15 protein-coding genes are annotated in these 14,565 nt (G+C 69.7%); 5 read left to right on the top strand and 10 right to left on the bottom strand.

Going from position 1 to position 14,565, the window contains the following annotated elements:
- Positions 1-140: 140 nt before the first annotated feature.
- Complete coding sequence (locus JKJ07_RS20500) at positions 141-1,934, bottom strand: DUF6311 domain-containing protein (protein ID WP_202993185.1); 1,794 nt, start codon at positions 1,932-1,934, stop codon at positions 141-143.
- A 25-nt stretch (positions 1,935-1,959) separates the two neighbouring features.
- Complete coding sequence (gene rsgA, locus JKJ07_RS20495; protein WP_202993184.1) at positions 1,960-2,997, bottom strand: ribosome small subunit-dependent GTPase A; 1,038 nt, start codon at positions 2,995-2,997, stop codon at positions 1,960-1,962.
- A gap of 191 nt (positions 2,998-3,188) precedes the next feature.
- On the opposite strand from rsgA, the gene JKJ07_RS20490 reads away from it, so the two are divergent.
- A complete protein-coding gene (locus JKJ07_RS20490) occupies positions 3,189-3,893 on the top strand; it encodes a maleylpyruvate isomerase family mycothiol-dependent enzyme (RefSeq protein ID WP_202993183.1) in 705 nt (234 codons plus the stop codon).
- Complete coding sequence (locus tag JKJ07_RS20485) at positions 3,893-4,540, top strand: MBL fold metallo-hydrolase (RefSeq protein WP_202993182.1); 648 nt, start codon at positions 3,893-3,895, stop codon at positions 4,538-4,540. The genes JKJ07_RS20490 and JKJ07_RS20485 overlap by 1 nt, the downstream gene beginning before the upstream one ends.
- 6 nt (positions 4,541-4,546) lie before the next feature.
- On the opposite strand, the gene JKJ07_RS20480 is transcribed toward JKJ07_RS20485, so the two are convergent.
- Complete coding sequence (locus tag JKJ07_RS20480; protein WP_202993181.1) at positions 4,547-4,957, bottom strand: type II toxin-antitoxin system VapC family toxin; 411 nt, start codon at positions 4,955-4,957, stop codon at positions 4,547-4,549.
- 2 nt (positions 4,958-4,959) lie between these two features.
- The gene (locus JKJ07_RS20475) at positions 4,960-5,217 is read right to left on the bottom strand and encodes a type II toxin-antitoxin system Phd/YefM family antitoxin (RefSeq protein ID WP_202993180.1); all 258 of its coding nucleotides are present in this window, start codon (positions 5,215-5,217) and stop codon (positions 4,960-4,962) included.
- A 102-nt stretch (positions 5,218-5,319) separates the two neighbouring features.
- Here JKJ07_RS20475 and JKJ07_RS20470 point away from each other — a divergent pair, with 102 nt between their 5' ends.
- Positions 5,320-6,828, top strand: a complete 1,509-nt coding sequence (locus tag JKJ07_RS20470; protein ID WP_202993179.1) for a GGDEF domain-containing protein — start codon at positions 5,320-5,322, stop codon at positions 6,826-6,828.
- On the opposite strand, the gene JKJ07_RS20465 is transcribed toward JKJ07_RS20470, so the two are convergent.
- Genes JKJ07_RS20465 through JKJ07_RS20450 form a run of 4 tightly spaced genes read right to left on the bottom strand, consistent with a single transcriptional unit; the run spans position 6,734 to position 10,086 of the window.
- Positions 6,734-7,450 carry an aspartate/glutamate racemase family protein gene (locus tag JKJ07_RS20465; protein WP_202993178.1) on the bottom strand — a complete coding sequence of 239 codons (717 nt, stop codon included), beginning with the start codon at positions 7,448-7,450 and terminating at the stop codon, positions 6,734-6,736. The two genes, JKJ07_RS20470 and JKJ07_RS20465, sit on opposite strands and share 95 nt — an antisense overlap.
- The gene (locus tag JKJ07_RS20460) at positions 7,447-8,946 is read right to left on the bottom strand and encodes an NCS1 family nucleobase:cation symporter-1 (RefSeq protein WP_236029347.1); all 1,500 of its coding nucleotides are present in this window, start codon (positions 8,944-8,946) and stop codon (positions 7,447-7,449) included. Before JKJ07_RS20460 ends, JKJ07_RS20465 begins: the two co-directional genes overlap by 4 nt.
- 25 nt (positions 8,947-8,971) lie before the next feature.
- The gene (locus tag JKJ07_RS20455) at positions 8,972-9,709 is read right to left on the bottom strand and encodes a GntR family transcriptional regulator (protein ID WP_202993177.1); all 738 of its coding nucleotides are present in this window, start codon (positions 9,707-9,709) and stop codon (positions 8,972-8,974) included.
- A gap of 23 nt (positions 9,710-9,732) precedes the next feature.
- A complete protein-coding gene (locus JKJ07_RS20450) occupies positions 9,733-10,086 on the bottom strand; it encodes a cysteine hydrolase family protein (protein ID WP_202993176.1) in 354 nt (117 codons plus the stop codon).
- A 256-nt stretch (positions 10,087-10,342) separates the two neighbouring features.
- Here JKJ07_RS20450 and JKJ07_RS20445 point away from each other — a divergent pair, with 256 nt between their 5' ends.
- Positions 10,343-10,933, top strand: a complete 591-nt coding sequence (locus JKJ07_RS20445) for an ATP-dependent Clp protease proteolytic subunit (RefSeq protein ID WP_236029627.1) — start codon at positions 10,343-10,345, stop codon at positions 10,931-10,933.
- A gap of 65 nt (positions 10,934-10,998) precedes the next feature.
- Here JKJ07_RS20445 and JKJ07_RS20440 read toward each other — a convergent pair whose 3' ends face one another.
- Together JKJ07_RS20440 and JKJ07_RS20435 are read right to left on the bottom strand one after the other, a co-directional pair.
- On the bottom strand, positions 10,999-11,424 hold the full coding sequence (locus JKJ07_RS20440) for an uL11 family ribosomal protein (protein WP_202993174.1): 426 nt from the start codon (positions 11,422-11,424) through the stop codon (positions 10,999-11,001).
- A 144-nt stretch (positions 11,425-11,568) separates the two neighbouring features.
- Positions 11,569-12,369 (bottom strand): lytic transglycosylase domain-containing protein, encoded by an 801-nt coding sequence (locus tag JKJ07_RS20435; protein ID WP_202993173.1) that lies wholly within the window; start codon positions 12,367-12,369, stop codon positions 11,569-11,571.
- Positions 12,370-12,514: 145 nt separating this feature from the next.
- Here JKJ07_RS20435 and typA point away from each other — a divergent pair, with 145 nt between their 5' ends.
- Positions 12,515-14,380 carry a translational GTPase TypA gene (gene typA / locus JKJ07_RS20430; RefSeq protein ID WP_202993172.1) on the top strand — a complete coding sequence of 622 codons (1,866 nt, stop codon included), beginning with the start codon at positions 12,515-12,517 and terminating at the stop codon, positions 14,378-14,380.
- Positions 14,381-14,565: the final 185 nt, after the last annotated feature.

The raw sequence follows: 14,565 nt of genomic DNA, 5'->3' as shown, positions 1-14,565 counted from the left end.
CCTCTCCGTACAAGTGTTTGAGTCAGAAGAGCCGCGGCCACTCTAGCCATGGGGTACGACAAGTTTTGCCGCCGCGGGCGCCAAGAAGGTGTAGCGCCTGGCACATCGCGCACATTCCCGCAGTTCAGGCGAGGGCAAACTCACTCGGACGAGGGAACCGGAAGAGAGCGTACGTCCCAGACCTGAACTCCGCCGATCAGCTGCGGGCGGCCCAGGGCGGCGGTCAGCGTGTCGAGCTGCGGGCCCTCGTTACGGCCGCCGGGCACCATGATCACCACGGCGGCCCGCCAGAAGATCAGGTCTTCGGTGATGCGGGCCTTGTCACTCTCGCTCAGCTGCGGGCGCTGGCCGAACTCGCGGACGCGCCACAGCAGGTCGGAGGTGAACCGGCGCGGGGCGTTCCAGGAGCCGGTGTGGTCGCCGGGCGGGTTGACCGGGCCCATGAAATAGCCGCGCGGGGTGCGGTAATCCAGGTGTGACAGCGCGGCCCAGCGCATGCCCGTACGCCCGGTGGTGACCTCGGGCAGGGGCACGGTGACCAGGGTGCGGTCGTCGGTCACGTACTGCCTCCAGGTGCCCTGGGTCAGGAACGGCGGCAGCGGGTCGCCCTGGACGACCGGCAGCGGCTTGGGGAACAGCGGCACCAGGGCCAGCACCAGGCCGACCTGCCACAGGCGGCGGCCGCGCGGGGTGAACTCGCGCCGCCGGTCGGTGGCCAGGGCGAGCAGCACGCCGGCGATCGTGGCGGGCACCATGGCGAATCGCGTCACACTGACCAGGTCGATGATCGGCACATGGCTGATCAGGCCGAACGGCAGCGGGATGCCGGTGCGCGAGCCGAACACGACCAGCTCGGGGCCCATCGACATGATCAGCAGCACGAGCGCGGAGATCGCGGCGGCGCGGGCGGCCACCGAGCGCCACAGCACGACCACCGAGGCGGCGATCATCACGAGGCCGATCGGCCCGAAGAACATGTTGTCCTCCGTGCCGCTGACGCTCATCTGCCGGGTCAGCTCGGCGTTGCCGGCCAGCGACTGGCGGGCGAAGCCGGCGATCGACGCGAGGTCGGTCGCATACATGTCGGGGGCGAACGGCTGGCCGTGGTAGTTGCCCTTGGCGAAGAACTGATACCACAACGGGTAGGCCAGCAGGGTCAGCGCGATCAGGGCCGCGACCCCGAGGCCGGCGGCCATCGGCCGGGCCACGCTCCGCGCGCGGGCCGGGGCCATCACCGCGTACGCGATGACGAAGACGCCCAGACCGAGCGCGGTGAACAGCAGGCTCTCCTCGTTGATGAAGACCTGCAGCACGATCAGCAGGCCCAGGATCACCCCGCCACGCCAGGCCCGGCCCGGCTCGCGCAGCCGCAGCGCCTGCCAGACGATGAACGGCAGCACCCACTGGCTGACGAAATTCACGTGGCCGTTGGCGTGGGAGATCATCGTGGGCGCGAACCCGCACCACAGGCCGCCGATCCACGCGGCCAGGCGGCTGCGCACGAGGTGGCGCGAGAGCACCCAATACCAGGCGGCGGCCGTGCCGGCGAGGCCCAGCGTGATCAGCAGCGCCACCGAGAAGCCGGGGCCGAACCAGTGCGTGACCGGGGCCAGCGGCAGGCTCAGGGCCAGGATCGACGTGTTGGCCATCATGTTGACGCCGTCGGGCACGTTGAGCCGGTCGCTGAAGAACGGGTTGTCGCCGTGGAACAGCACCCGCTCGCCGTGGGCCAGCACGAACAGGAACACGCCGTGGTCGTCGTCGTTGCTGGCGAGCACCCGCCCGTTCGGGTCGCGCCAGAGCTGGACGGTGACCAGCAGGGCGAGCACCGCGTAGTTCAGCAGGGACCAGAGATCGGCCCGCGAGCGCCGTGGCACGGGTGTCTCGGACCGGGACTCGGCCTCGGCCTCGACGACTTCCTCCACTGCACGCACCGGAGCATTGTGTCAGAGGGGTCTGTCAGGAACGCCTGCGGCGGTGACCGGCCGCGCCCGCCAGCCGGGCCGCTTGACGTGCCGATTCCACCTCGATCTCCTGCCGGAGCTTGCGCCAGCCGGCCAGCCGCCGCGGCGCCAGCGACCCGTCGGCCGCGGCCGGCACGACCGCGCAGCCGGGCTCGGCGTCGTGCCGGCAGTCGTCGAACCGGCACCCGGCGGCCAGCTCGGTGATGTCGGCGAACGCGCGGCTCAGCCCCTCGGCCGTGTCGAGCAGGCCGACCCCGCGGATGCCGGGGGTGTCGAGCACCGCGCCGCCCTCGGGCAGGAGGACGAGATTGCGGTACGCGGTGGTGTGCCGGCCCTTGCCGTCCACGTCGCGGATCTGCTGTACCGGCATGACCGGGGTGCCGGCCAGGGCGTTGACCAGCGTCGACTTGCCCGCCCCGGAGCGCCCGAGCAGGGCCAGGGTGCGGCCCTTCCCGGCGTACGGGGAAAGCAGTTGAAGGTTTTGACCCCGCCGGACGCTCAGCGCGAGCACCGGGACGCCGGGCGCGATCTCCTCGACCTGGCGGCGGATGGCCTCGGGATCGGCCGAGGTGTCGGATTTGGTCAGCACGATCAGCGGTTTCGCGCCGGACTCCCAGGCCAGGGCGAGCAGGCGCTCGATGCGGGCGTCGTCCGGTTCGGGGTGGATCGGCTCCACCACGGCCACGGTGTCCATGTTCGCGGCGAGCACCTGACCCGTGCTGTCCTTGTCGGAGGTGCGGCGGATCAGACACGTACGCCGGGGCAGCACCGCCTCGGCGGTCACGCGGCGATCGGGCCAATGTCGCAGCACCACCCAGTCGCCGGCGCAGGGCAGCAGGGCGGGATCGCGGGCGGCGCCGAGCAGCACCCCGCCGCTGAGGCTGGCCCGGGTGACCCCGCCGGAGCCGAGCACGGTGCAGACGCCGCGGTCGGCCCGCAGCACGCGGCCCGGGGTGGCGTCGGAACGGTCGTAGGGGCGATATGCGGATGCGAGGGACTCGTCCCAGCCCAGCTGGGACAGCTCGTGTGCCATGGAAACTCGATTCGCCGAACGGGGAGACAGCCGGACCGGCGAGGTCAGGCGGCAGCCTCCGGGTGAAGGGACGCCAAGACGAACAGCACGCTCCCCACCTCCTCCGCGGGATCTGATCGGCGCGTCTCGACCGACGGTACGGCCGCGCCTACGCGAGCGAAAGCGAATTCCGACCCACTAGGGTTCTCCGGGTGACTATGGATCCGCTCGTCATGTTGACCGACGTTGACCGGGCGACCGAAGACCTGCTGCGCACGGCGGCCGACCTCGACCCGGCCGCGGTGGGCACGCCGTCGCGGCTGCCCGGCTGGACGGTCGGCCACGTGCTGACCCACGTGGCCCGCAACGCCGACGCGCTGACCAACCTGCTGACCTGGGCCCGCACGGGCGTCGAGACCCCGCCGTACGCGTCCCCGCAGGCGCGCGACGCGGGCATCGAGGAGGGCGCCGGCCGTCCCCTGCGCGAGCAGCTCGAAGACATCCGGGCCGCGCACGACCGGTTCGCCGACGCCGGGGCGGCCATGCCCGCCGGGGCCTGGGCGTTCCCGCTGCCCTGGCTGGGGCAGTCGGCCGCGGCGGTGCCCTGGACCAGGCTGCGCGAGGTGACCGTGCACCACGTCGACCTCGGCGCGGCCTACACGCCCGCCGACTGGACCGACGCGTTCGCGCTGCGCCTGCTGCGCGAGGTCGCGGCCGGGGCCGGCGCCGACTGGCCCGTCATGCACCTGCGGCCGTACGGCATCGACCACGTGCTGCCGATCGGCGACGGGCCGGAGCCCCCGGTCGTCGGCGGGCCCACCAAGTCGATCGCGGCCTGGCTGACCGGCCGGGGCGACGGCACCGACCTGACCGTCTCGCCCGACGGCGAGCTCCCCAAACCGAAGAGGTGGAAGTAATGGCCTACACCGGAGAAGTCACCAAGGGCGGCGCCCCCGACGTCCGCGAGCTGGGCGGCCTGACCATCACCAAGGTGTCGGTCGGCCCGATGGACAACAACGCCTACCTGCTGCGCAGCGGCGACGAGCAGCTGCTGATCGACGCGGCCAACGACGACGAGACGCTGACCGCCCTGGTCGGCGAGGCCGGCCTGAGCACGATCGTGACCACCCACCGCCACGCCGACCACTGGCAGGCGCTCGAGGACGTGGTCGCGGCCACCGGCGCCGAGTCGCTGGCCCACATCGACGACGCCGCCGAGATCCCCCTGGTCAACCGCACCCTGCGGGACGGCGAGCACATCACGGTGGGCGGGGCCACGCTCGAGGTGATCCAGCTGGTCGGCCACACGCCGGGCTCGATCGCGCTGCTCTATCAGGACCCGAACGGCTCGGCCCACCTCTGGACGGGCGACAGCCTCTTCCCCGGCGGCGTCGGCAACACCCGGAAGAACAAGGCGAACTTCGAGTCTCTGATCACCGACGTCGAACGCAAACTCTTCGACCGCCTCCCCGACGACACCTGGTTCTACCCCGGCCACGGCAAAGACTCCACCCTCGGCGCCGAACGCCCCCACCTGGCCGAATGGCGCTCCCGCGGCTGGTAGCCCCGGTCAGTCGAACGGGTTGACCACGGTGACACCGGTGCGGGACACGTCGGCGACGTTGCGCGTGACCAGGGCCAGGCCGTGAACGCGGGCCGTGGCGGCCATGAGGCCGTCGATGATCGGCGGCGGTTCCGGGGTGGCGCTCATCCGGCCCCACTCCTCGGCGATCTGCGCGGTGACGGGCAGCAGCCGGTCACCGTATGAGGTGGTCAGTCCGCTCAGCCAGCGCTCCAGGACGTCGGCCTGCTTCGGATCACGCGGGCGGACCCGTTCGATGCCGCGCCGGATCTCGCCCACAACCATGGTGCTGAGATAGACGACAGCGCGACTGTGAGCGGCCTGCCACCCCAGAACGCGAGGATTCGGGGAGCTTTTTCGCAGCTCGGAGACGACGTTGGTAGCGAGCAGGAAGGCCACGGTCAGCCGGCCAGGTCGACGTCGCGCGGTTGCTCGGCTGACCGGCCGATCTCCGCGTCGAGATCGATGTCGTCGACCGGGTCTGCGATCAGGTAGTCCATGAGTCCTACCGACTCGCCTCGGAGCCTCCGATACTCGGCGATGTCGATGACGACGGCGACTTCCTCGCCGTGTTTGGTGACGATCTGCGGCTCTCCGTTCTCGGCCGCACGCAGCACTTCACTGAACCGCTGTTTGGCCTCTTGGACTTGCCAACGCATCGGGGCCTCCAAGGTATTGTCTAGACAGACTAGACAATACCTTGCCGGGACCAGACTGAGCGATTCTCTACGACCGGGCGCCGGGGGGCCGATGGGCAGCATATGAGACGTGTGCCGGCCCTGCTCGTGCCCGCGTTCGCGCTGGTGGCCGGGGCGGTGCCGGCGGTGGCGCCCGGCACCGCGGCGGCGCACTGGTCGTATCTGCTGGCCTTCGCGGTCATCGTCGGGCTGGCCTGGGTGCGGTTGCGGACGCTGCGCGGCCCGACCCGCTCCGGGTACGCCCTCATCGTGGGCGCGCTGTCGGTCTGGCTCGCCGGTGACGTGCTCTACGACGTGCTGAGCCGGGTCACCACCCTGGGCGAGGTCAGCCCGTCCGACCTGCTCTGGATCTCGGGATATCCGCTGCTGGCGGCGGGACTGATCCGGCTCACCCAGCTGCGCGCGCCCGGGCGGCTGCGGGAGGGCCTGCTCGACGGGCTCGTGATGGCGATCGTGATGGCCTGGCTGTGCTGGCAGTTCATCATCCTGCCGGCGGCCGAGCACGAGCGGCTGTCGCTGCAGGTGGCGGTGGCCGCGTTCTATCCGTTCGGCGACGTGCTGCTGTTCGCCGCGATCGCCGTGCTGGTGCTGGCCCCGGGCACCAAGCGCGGCCCGACGCCGTACCTGATGGCGGCGCTGGCCCTGACCCTGATCGGCGACGTCGGCATCTCGACGCTGCCCGAGCTGTTCCCCAGCCTGTCCCGCTCGCTGCAGGCCGAGCGCCTCGACGGGGTGCTGCTGCTGGCCAACAGCCTGCTGGTGGCGGCCCTGGTGCATCGCGACGCGGGCCGGATCGCCGACCGGGCCGCCCGGGAGCAGCGGCTGCACCCGGCCCGCGTGGTCTTCCTGGGCGCCGCGCTGCTGGTGCTGCCGACGATGGCCGGGCTGCGCAGTTTCGAGAGCACGCTGAGCCGGGTGTCGCTGATCGTGTCGGTGGTGCTGATGACGACGCTGATCCTGGTGCGGTTCGTGTTCGTGGTGCGCGAGCAGGAACGGATCCGGGCCGCGCTGGCCCATCAGGCCGAGCACGACCAGCTGACCGGGCTGGCCAACCGGCCGGCGCTGCGCTCGCGGCTGGAACTGCTGCTGTCCGGGTCGCGCGAGGACCCGTACGGGCCGGTGTTGTTCTATCTCGACCTGAACGGCTTCAAGCAGGTCAACGACAAGTTCGGGCACGCCGCGGGCGACTTCGTGCTGGTCGAGTTCGCCCGCCGGCTGGTGGCCGCGCTGCGCCCGGGTGACGTGGCCGCGCGGCTCGGCGGCGACGAGTTCGTGGTGCTGGCCGAGGAGGTGCCGGGCGAGCCGGGGGCCCGGGCCCTGGCCGAGCGGCTGCGGGCGCTGGCCGCCGAGCCCGTACGCCGGGGTGAGGAGAGCTATCCGATCGGCGTGAGCGTGGGCTGGGCCGCCGCCGCGCAGCACCCGGAGGCGGAGGCGCTGCTGGCGGCGGCCGACGCCGAGATGTTCGCCGACAAGACCCTCACGGCCGCCCGAACTGCCGCAGCAGGCCTGAGTAGCTCTTCGCCGGCGGCGGCGCTAATTCTCCCCGAGCCGACGTCCGCAGCCCCAGCGTGAGCAGCGACTGCACCAGGACGGTGGCCGCGGCGACCCCGTCGATCACCGGCACGCCGAGCTCGTCGGAGGCCTGAGCGGCGAAGCCGGCCATGCCCGCGCAGCCCAGCACGATCACGTCCGAGTCGTCGTGCTCGAGGGCGTGCCGGGCGAGCGCGACGACCTCCTTGCGCGCGGCCGGGTCCCGATCGAGCTCGAGGACGGGGATGTCGCAGGCGTGCACCCCGCGGCAGGCGCCCGGCGACACGTAGCGCGCGGCCAGGTCGAGCGCGCGTCCCCGCGTACGGGAAAGGGTTGTCACCACGCTGAAACCGCGCCCGACCATCGTCGCCGCATGCATCGCGGCCTCGGCGATGCCGACCACCGGACCGGTCGCCACCTCGCGTGCGGCGTCCAGGCCGGGGTCGCCGAAGCAGGCCAGCACGTAACCGTCGGCCCCCGCCAGCGCGGCCAGGATGCCGGGCACCGCGAGCGCCTCGTCGTAGTGGCTCTCGATCGAGGCCGGGCCCATGGCCGACGTGACCGCCTCGACGACGGTGCCCGGACCGGCCACGGCCCGGGCACTCGCCGCGATCAGCGCGGTCATCGACTCCGTGGTGTTGGGGTTGACGACCCGGATCCTCATGCGCCGCGGGTCCGGCGGGTCAGCCCGAGGTAGACGAGGAAGCCCAGCCCCATCCCGATGAACCAGCTGTACTGAGCCGTGGTGTGCATGCCGGGCCCGCCGGTCCACAGCACCGGGATCATCGCGATCACCGCGCCGACGGCCGTGGCGATGATCGCCGGCGGGTGGTATCCGCGCCGATAGTGGTAGCGGCCCTCGGGCGACATCGTGAACATGGCGTCGACGTCGACCTGCTGCTTGCGGATCAGGTAGTAGTCGGCGATCAGCACGCCGAACAGCGGCCCGATGAAGGCGCCCAGCGTCTCCAGCGTGTAGTGGATGACGTCCGGGTTGTTGTAGAGGTTCCACGGGGTGAGCAGCACCGACCCGACCGCGGCGATCATGCCGCCGGCCCGCCAGCTGATCCGCTGCGGGCTGACGTTGGAGAAGTCGAACGCGGGCGAGATGAAGTTGGCGACGATGTTGATGCCGATGGTGGCGATCGTGAAGGTCAGCGCGCCCAGGGCGATCGCGAACGTGCTGTCGATGCGCGACACCGTCTCGACCGGGTCGGTGATCAGTTCGCCGAAGACCGGCAGGGTCAGCGACGCGGTCACGACGACCAGGATCGCGAAGAACAGGAAGTTCAGCGGCAGGCCGAGCAGGTTGCCCCGCTTGACGGCTTGGAACGACTTGCCGTAGCGGGAGAAGTCGCCGAAGTTGAGCATCGGGCCGGAGAAGTACGAGACGACGAGAGCGATCGCGCCCAGCATGACCGGCACCGCGTCCCAGCCGTGATATTTCACGTCGCCCAGGTTGAGGTCGATCTGATCCCAGCCCGCCTTGTAGATCAGGTAGCCGCAGAGCAGGATCATCACGACGTAGACGGCCGGGCCGCAGAAGTCGATGAACTTGCGGATGGTCTCCATGCCGGTCCAGAACACGGCCGCCTGCAAGACCCAGAGCAGCGCGTACGTGCACCACCCGAGCAGCGGCAGGCCGAGGAAGCCGTACTGGTCGACATCGGCGTACGGGGCCAGGCCGGGCCAGAACTTGAGGACCACGACGTCGAGCGCGGCCGAGGCCAGGTAGGTCTGGATGCCGTACCAGGCGACCGCGATCGCGCCCCGGATGATGGCGGGCACGTTCGCGCCGAGCACCCCGAACGCGGCCCGGTTGATCACCGGATAGGGCACGCCGGTGACCTGGCTCGGCTTGGCCACGAGGTTGCAGAAGAAGTAGACGATCGTGATGCCGACGACCAGCGAGACGAGCACCTGCCAGCTCGACAGGCCCAGCGCGAACAGGCTGCCCGCGGTCACGTAGCCGCCGACGCTGTGCACGTCGGACATCCAGAACGCGAAGATGTTGTACGAACCCCAATGCTGTTTGCGCAGGGGCGCGAGATCCTCGTTCGTCAGACGGGGATCGTACGAGGGTTTGATGACGCCGCTGCCCACCGGCATGCCGGCGGCTTCGACCACGTCCTGGGGCTTGCTCGCTGTGATGTCGGCCATAGCGTGACGCTAGGTATCGGCTGTTTCACATAGATGAGCGGAACTGTATATCTTCCGGCTCGAACAGCCCCGTGTCGTGCGGCAGGGCCCCGATCGCGGTCTGCAGCCGGTGGTGATGGGCGGCGAACACGGTGATCAGCGCCTCGGTGTCGCGCGCGCAGAAGGCGGCCAGCATGCCGGCGTGGTCGGCGTGCAGCTGCTCGCGCTCGGAGCTGTCCAGATGCGACATCGGCTGCAGCGGCTCGGTCTGGTTCCAGGCCAGGTCGAGCATGTGCAGCAGCCGGCGCATCCGGCACGGCCTGATCAGCGCGAGGTGGAAGCGCCGGCTTTCCCGGTGATAAACCCTTCCGTCGTACGCGGTGATGGCCTCGTCCAAGGCCCGCAGCGCCGACCGCGCCTGGTCGTCGTCGTCCGCGCCCGCCCGTTCGACGGCCACCCGCAGCCCGGCCGTCTCCAGTGCCTCCCGCACCAGATAGATCTCCGCGAACTCGTGCGCCGTCATCATGGCCACGCGATACCCGCCGTTGGGCCGGTGATCGACCAGCCCCTCCCCGATCAAGGTCATCAGAGCTTCCCGTACGGGGATCCGGCTCACCCCGAACGCGGCCGCCACCGCGTCGACGGGGATGGCCGACCCCGGCGGCACCTGCCCGTCCAGGATGATGCGGCGCAGCTCGTTCTGCGGGCCGCCCGGGTCGTGCGGTGCTCGTGACCGGTCCGTCAGCAGCGAGATCAGGATCGATCGGCGGCGGGGTCCTGGCATGGCCGGAATCTAGACGGCGTCCGTTACAGGGCCTTTACCACTTCGGTCGATTCCATCGGCAACGAGAACATCGGGAAGTTGTACGCGATGGCGTTGTCGTGCTCCTCGGGCGAGGTGGCGGCCATGCAGTCGGTCAGCGTGATCACCCGATAGCCGTTCTCGTAGGCGCTGCGCATGGTCGATTCGACGCAGCAGTTGGTCAGGAAGCCGCCGAGAATGACCGTGTCGATGCCCTTGCTGCGCAGAATGAAGTCGGTCTTGTCCATCACCGCCGACACGGCCGGATGCAGAACGCCCCCCTCAGAAGTGAACTCGTTCTGATACTCGATCAGCACAACCGCCGTCCTGCCCGGCTCCACCCGCAACGCCTCGCTCATAGCCCTGCCCTTCCGCTGTGGCCCGCATCACTCCCACGCAAGCACTTCCCCTCGACCAGGGCAACCCTTCCGCGCCAGCTCCACCTCACTCGCACGCGCCCCTTGGCCCTTCGCCCGCGTAGGGCAGGCCTCGCTCAGCGCGGCCGGCCCGCCAACCCGCCCGGCCGCGCTCTCAGCCCTCAGCGGAAGGGGAAGTCGAGGCCGGAGGGTCTGATTAGGCTGGAGGGCACTCGGCCTGGGAGGTATGTCGGTGGAGATGCGCCACGATCCGATGCGATGGGGTCAGCCGCAGTCGCCGGAGCCCGCGCAGCCGGGGTTGCCCGGCTGGCTCGAGGAGAAGCTCTTCGACCAGCGGATCGTGATGGTCCGCGGGCAGCTCAGCTCGGAGGCCGCCTCGGGCATCGCCGCGGCCCTGATGACGCTCGACGCGCACGGCCCGGCCCCGGTTCAGCTGCATGTGGCCAGCCCCGGCGGCGAGCTGGGGGCCACGCTCTCGGTCATCGACGTGATCGACTCGATGGCCGCTCCCGTGCAGGCCATCGTCACGTCGCAGGCCGGTGGCGCCGTCGTGGCCCTGCTGGCCGCGGCCGAGCGCCGCGCGGCGTACAGGCATGCCCGGTTCAAGCTCAACGAGCCCCGCTCGGCCGGCGTCACCGGCACCGCCGACGAGGTGGCCCGGGCCGCCGGGCAGCATCTGCGGGAGCTCGAGGAGATCACGCTGCGGCTGGTCGAGGTGACGGGTCAGTCCCGCAGCCGCGTCGAGGACGACATGTCCGCCGGCCGCAGCCTGACCGCGCAGGAGGCCCTGGAATACGGGCTGATCGACGAGATCCTCGGCAAGGCGTAATCCTCGGCAAGGCATGAAAAAACGGGCCCCGGGATCACCCCGGGGCCCGTTCTTCAAAGCCTGGATCAGACGTTGACCTTCACGCCCATGGAGCGGGCGGTGCCGGAGACGATCTGGATCGCGGCGTCGATGTCGTTCGCGTTGAGGTCGGGGAGCTTGCGCTCGGCGATCTCCTTGACCTGCGTCGCGCTCAGCGTGCCCACGGTCTGGGTCAGCGGGTTGGACGCGCCCGACTGGATGCCCAGAGCCTTGCGGATCAGGAAGCTGGTCGGCGGCGTCTTGTAGGCCAGCGTGTGGCTGCGGTCCTCGTAGACCGAGACGATGACCGGGATGATCTCGCCACGGTTCTTCGAGGTCGCCTCGTCGTACTCCACCTTCACGGCACGCATGTTGGCCCCGGTCGGACCAAGCATCTTGCCGAGGTCGACCATCGCGGCGTTACCCGCCTCAAGCGCGAGGGTTACCTCATGAGTCTTTTTCTTGGGCGGCATTGCGTAGGGCTCCTTAGGGTGAGCTGCAAGCTTAATGACGCAGCTCGCCAGCTACTAACACACGACAACCCCGAGACCTTACACTCGCCGCGATAAGCGGGTCAAAATGGGCCTCGGGTACTGCCCACTAGTGTATCTCGACCCTCAGAACTGGTCGCACTCGCACCGGCTCATCAGCGAGCGCACCGCCGCCACGTACTCCGGGTTGGGCAGGGTCTTGGTCTCGGCGGCGGCCTCGATCGCGCCCTGGCCCGCGTTGTAGCCCGAGATCACCACGTTGAGCAGGCACCACGAGGTGTGCGACTTGCACTTGCTCGTGTTCAGGTTGTAGTTCTCCTTGAAGTAGTTCTGCCCCGCCCAGCGCGTGAACCAGGCGATGTAGTTGGCCCCGGCATACGCGTTGTCCTTGTAGTCCTTGGCGTCGTACTCGAGGCCGAACCGGTTGTTGACGAAGTCGACCGTGTCCGGCATGACCTGCATGACCCCGGTGCCGCCGTCACAGTTGTGGATGTTGGTCTGCCAGCCGCTCTCCTGCCAGGCAATGGCCTTGACCAGCGGATAGTTCAACTTCAAAGACGGCGCTTCCGTACGCCAGTAGACGCGCGACGAGGCCGATTTGAGCGCCTTCTTGACCGTCTTCTTGGCGACCGGCTTCGTCTTGTCGTAGTGCGCGCACGCGGGCAGCTCGCTCCAGAACGCGGGCTGGGTCGGCTCGGCGGCTTTCGGGGCTTTTGTCGTCTTTTTAGGCTTCGGCGCGGCAGTGGTGACCGTGGGCGAAGGCGTGGGCGACTCGGTGATCGGCTCGAACTCGGGCTCCGCGGCGACGGCGGTCGTCTCGGACACCACCGGCGCGGCCGCCTCGTTGTCGTCACCGCCGACCAGTCCGCAGCCGCCCACCATGACCAGCGCCGCCAGCGCCGCACCCACCTGCAGTCTTCGTGCCATCAACCCGATCGCCCTCCCCCGTTCGCACTGTTGTGGGGGCACGCTAGCCCTCGTCCGAGCCCGGCCGCTGCACCCTTAAAGCAGGGCTGAAACGTCGATCGAACCCCGACCCGGGACTGCAACCTGGACCGGGGACAATAGAGGTATGCAGACCCGCACCGACCTACGCAACGTCGCCATCATCGCTCACGTCGACCATGGCAAAACCACCCTGGTCGACGCCATGTTGCGCCAGGGCAGCCAGTCCCACGCGCGCGGCGAGATGGCCGACCGCGTCATGGACTCCATGGACCTGGAGCGGGAAAAGGGCATCACCATTCTCGCCAAGAACACGGCGATCAGCTACCAGCCCGCCGAGGGTGACCCCGTCACCATCAACATCATCGACACCCCGGGTCACGCCGACTTCGGCGGTGAGGTCGAGCGCGGCCTCACCATGGTCGACGGCGTCGCCCTGCTCGTCGACGCCTCCGAGGGCCCGCTCCCGCAGACCCGCTTCGTGCTGCGCAAGGCGCTCGCGGCCAAGCTCCCGATCATCCTGATCATCAACAAGGTCGACCGGCCCGACGCCCGCATCAAGGAGGTCGTCGACGAGACGTACGAGCTCTTCCTCGACCTCGACGCCGACGAGCACCAGATCGAGTTCCCGATCGTCTACGCCTGCGCCCGCGACGGCATCGCCTCGCTGACCCAGCCCAAGGACGGCACCGTCCCGGAGGACTCGACCGACCTCGAGGTGCTGTTCAGCACGATCCTCGAGACCATCCCCGCGCCCACCTACACCGAGGGCGCCCCGCTCCAGGCGCACGTCGTCAACCTCGACGCCTCGAACTTCCTCGGCCGGCTCGCGCTGTGCCGGGTGCACGAGGGCACGATCCGCAAGGGCCAGACCGTGGCCTGGTGCAAGACCGACGGCACGATCAGCAACGTCCGCATCTCCGAGCTGCTGATCACCGAGGGCCTCGACCGCAAGCCCGCCGAGAGCGCGGGCCCGGGCGACATCATGGCCGTGGCCGGCATCGCCGACATCATGATCGGTGAGACGCTGGCCGACGCCGACGACCCCCGGCCGCTGCCCCTGATCACGGTCGACGAGCCGGCCATCTCGATGGTCCTCGGCACCAACACGTCGCCGCTGGTCGGCAAGGTCAAGGGGGCCAAGGTCACGGCCCGCATGGTCAAGGACCGCCTCGACCGCGAGCTGATCGGTAACGTCTCGCTGCGGGTCCTGCCGACCGAGCGCCCCGACGCGTGGGAGGTGCAGGGTCGTGGCGAGCTCGCGCTGGCCATCCTGGTCGAGCAGATGCGCCGCGAGAACTACGAGCTCACCGTGGGCAAGCCCCAGGTGGTCACCAAGACGATCGACGGCAAGCTGCACGAGCCGGTCGAGCGCCTGACGATCGACGCCCCCGACGAATACATGGGCGCCATCACCACGCTGCTGTCCACCCGCAAGGGCCGGATGGAGGAGCTGATCAACCACGGCACCGGCTGGCTGCGCATGGAGTGGCTGGTCCCCGCCCGCGGCCTGATCGGCTTCCGCACGGAGTTCCTGACCGAGACCCGCGGCACCGGCATCATGCACCACCTGTTCGAGGACTACGAGCCGTGGTTCGGCGAGCTGCGCACCCGCAACAACGGCTCGCTGGTGGCCGACCGGGCCGGCGTGGTCACCCCGTTCGCCATGATCAACATCCAGGAGCGCGGCTCGCTGTTCGTCGAGCCGACCACCGAGGTCTACGAGGGCATGATCATCGGTGAGAACTCCCGCGAGGACGACATGGACGTCAACATCACCAAGGAGAAGAAGCTCACCAACATGCGCGCGGCCAGCGCCGACAACACCGAAAAGGTGATCCCGCCGCGCAAGCTCTCCCTGGAGCAGGCCCTCGAGTTCTGCCGCGAGGACGAGTGCGTCGAGGTCACCCCGGCCGCGGTCCGCATCCGCAAGGTCGTCCTCGACCAGCAGACCCGTGGCCGTGCCGCCGCCCGCCGCAAGCACCAGCAGTAACAGCCGGCACAAGAACGGCGGCCGCAGCACTTTCGCTGCGGCCGCCGTTTTTGCTTTTGGGCGTTACCACTCACTCACGTCGCCGCGGCGCGGTGAGCGCCCTGGACGCGCCAGCGGCCAGCTCACCGTGTCGTGGTCCCCGCGGGAGCGACGGTCCGTACCCACCACCCCGCCGGGACATCGAA

It is taken from the genome of Paractinoplanes lichenicola, assembly GCF_016785085.1.
Taxonomy (GTDB): domain Bacteria; phylum Actinomycetota; class Actinomycetes; order Mycobacteriales; family Micromonosporaceae; genus Actinoplanes; species Actinoplanes lichenicola.
Note: the sequence above shows the minus strand (reverse complement) of the source record. Positions and strands in the feature narration are given on the sequence as shown.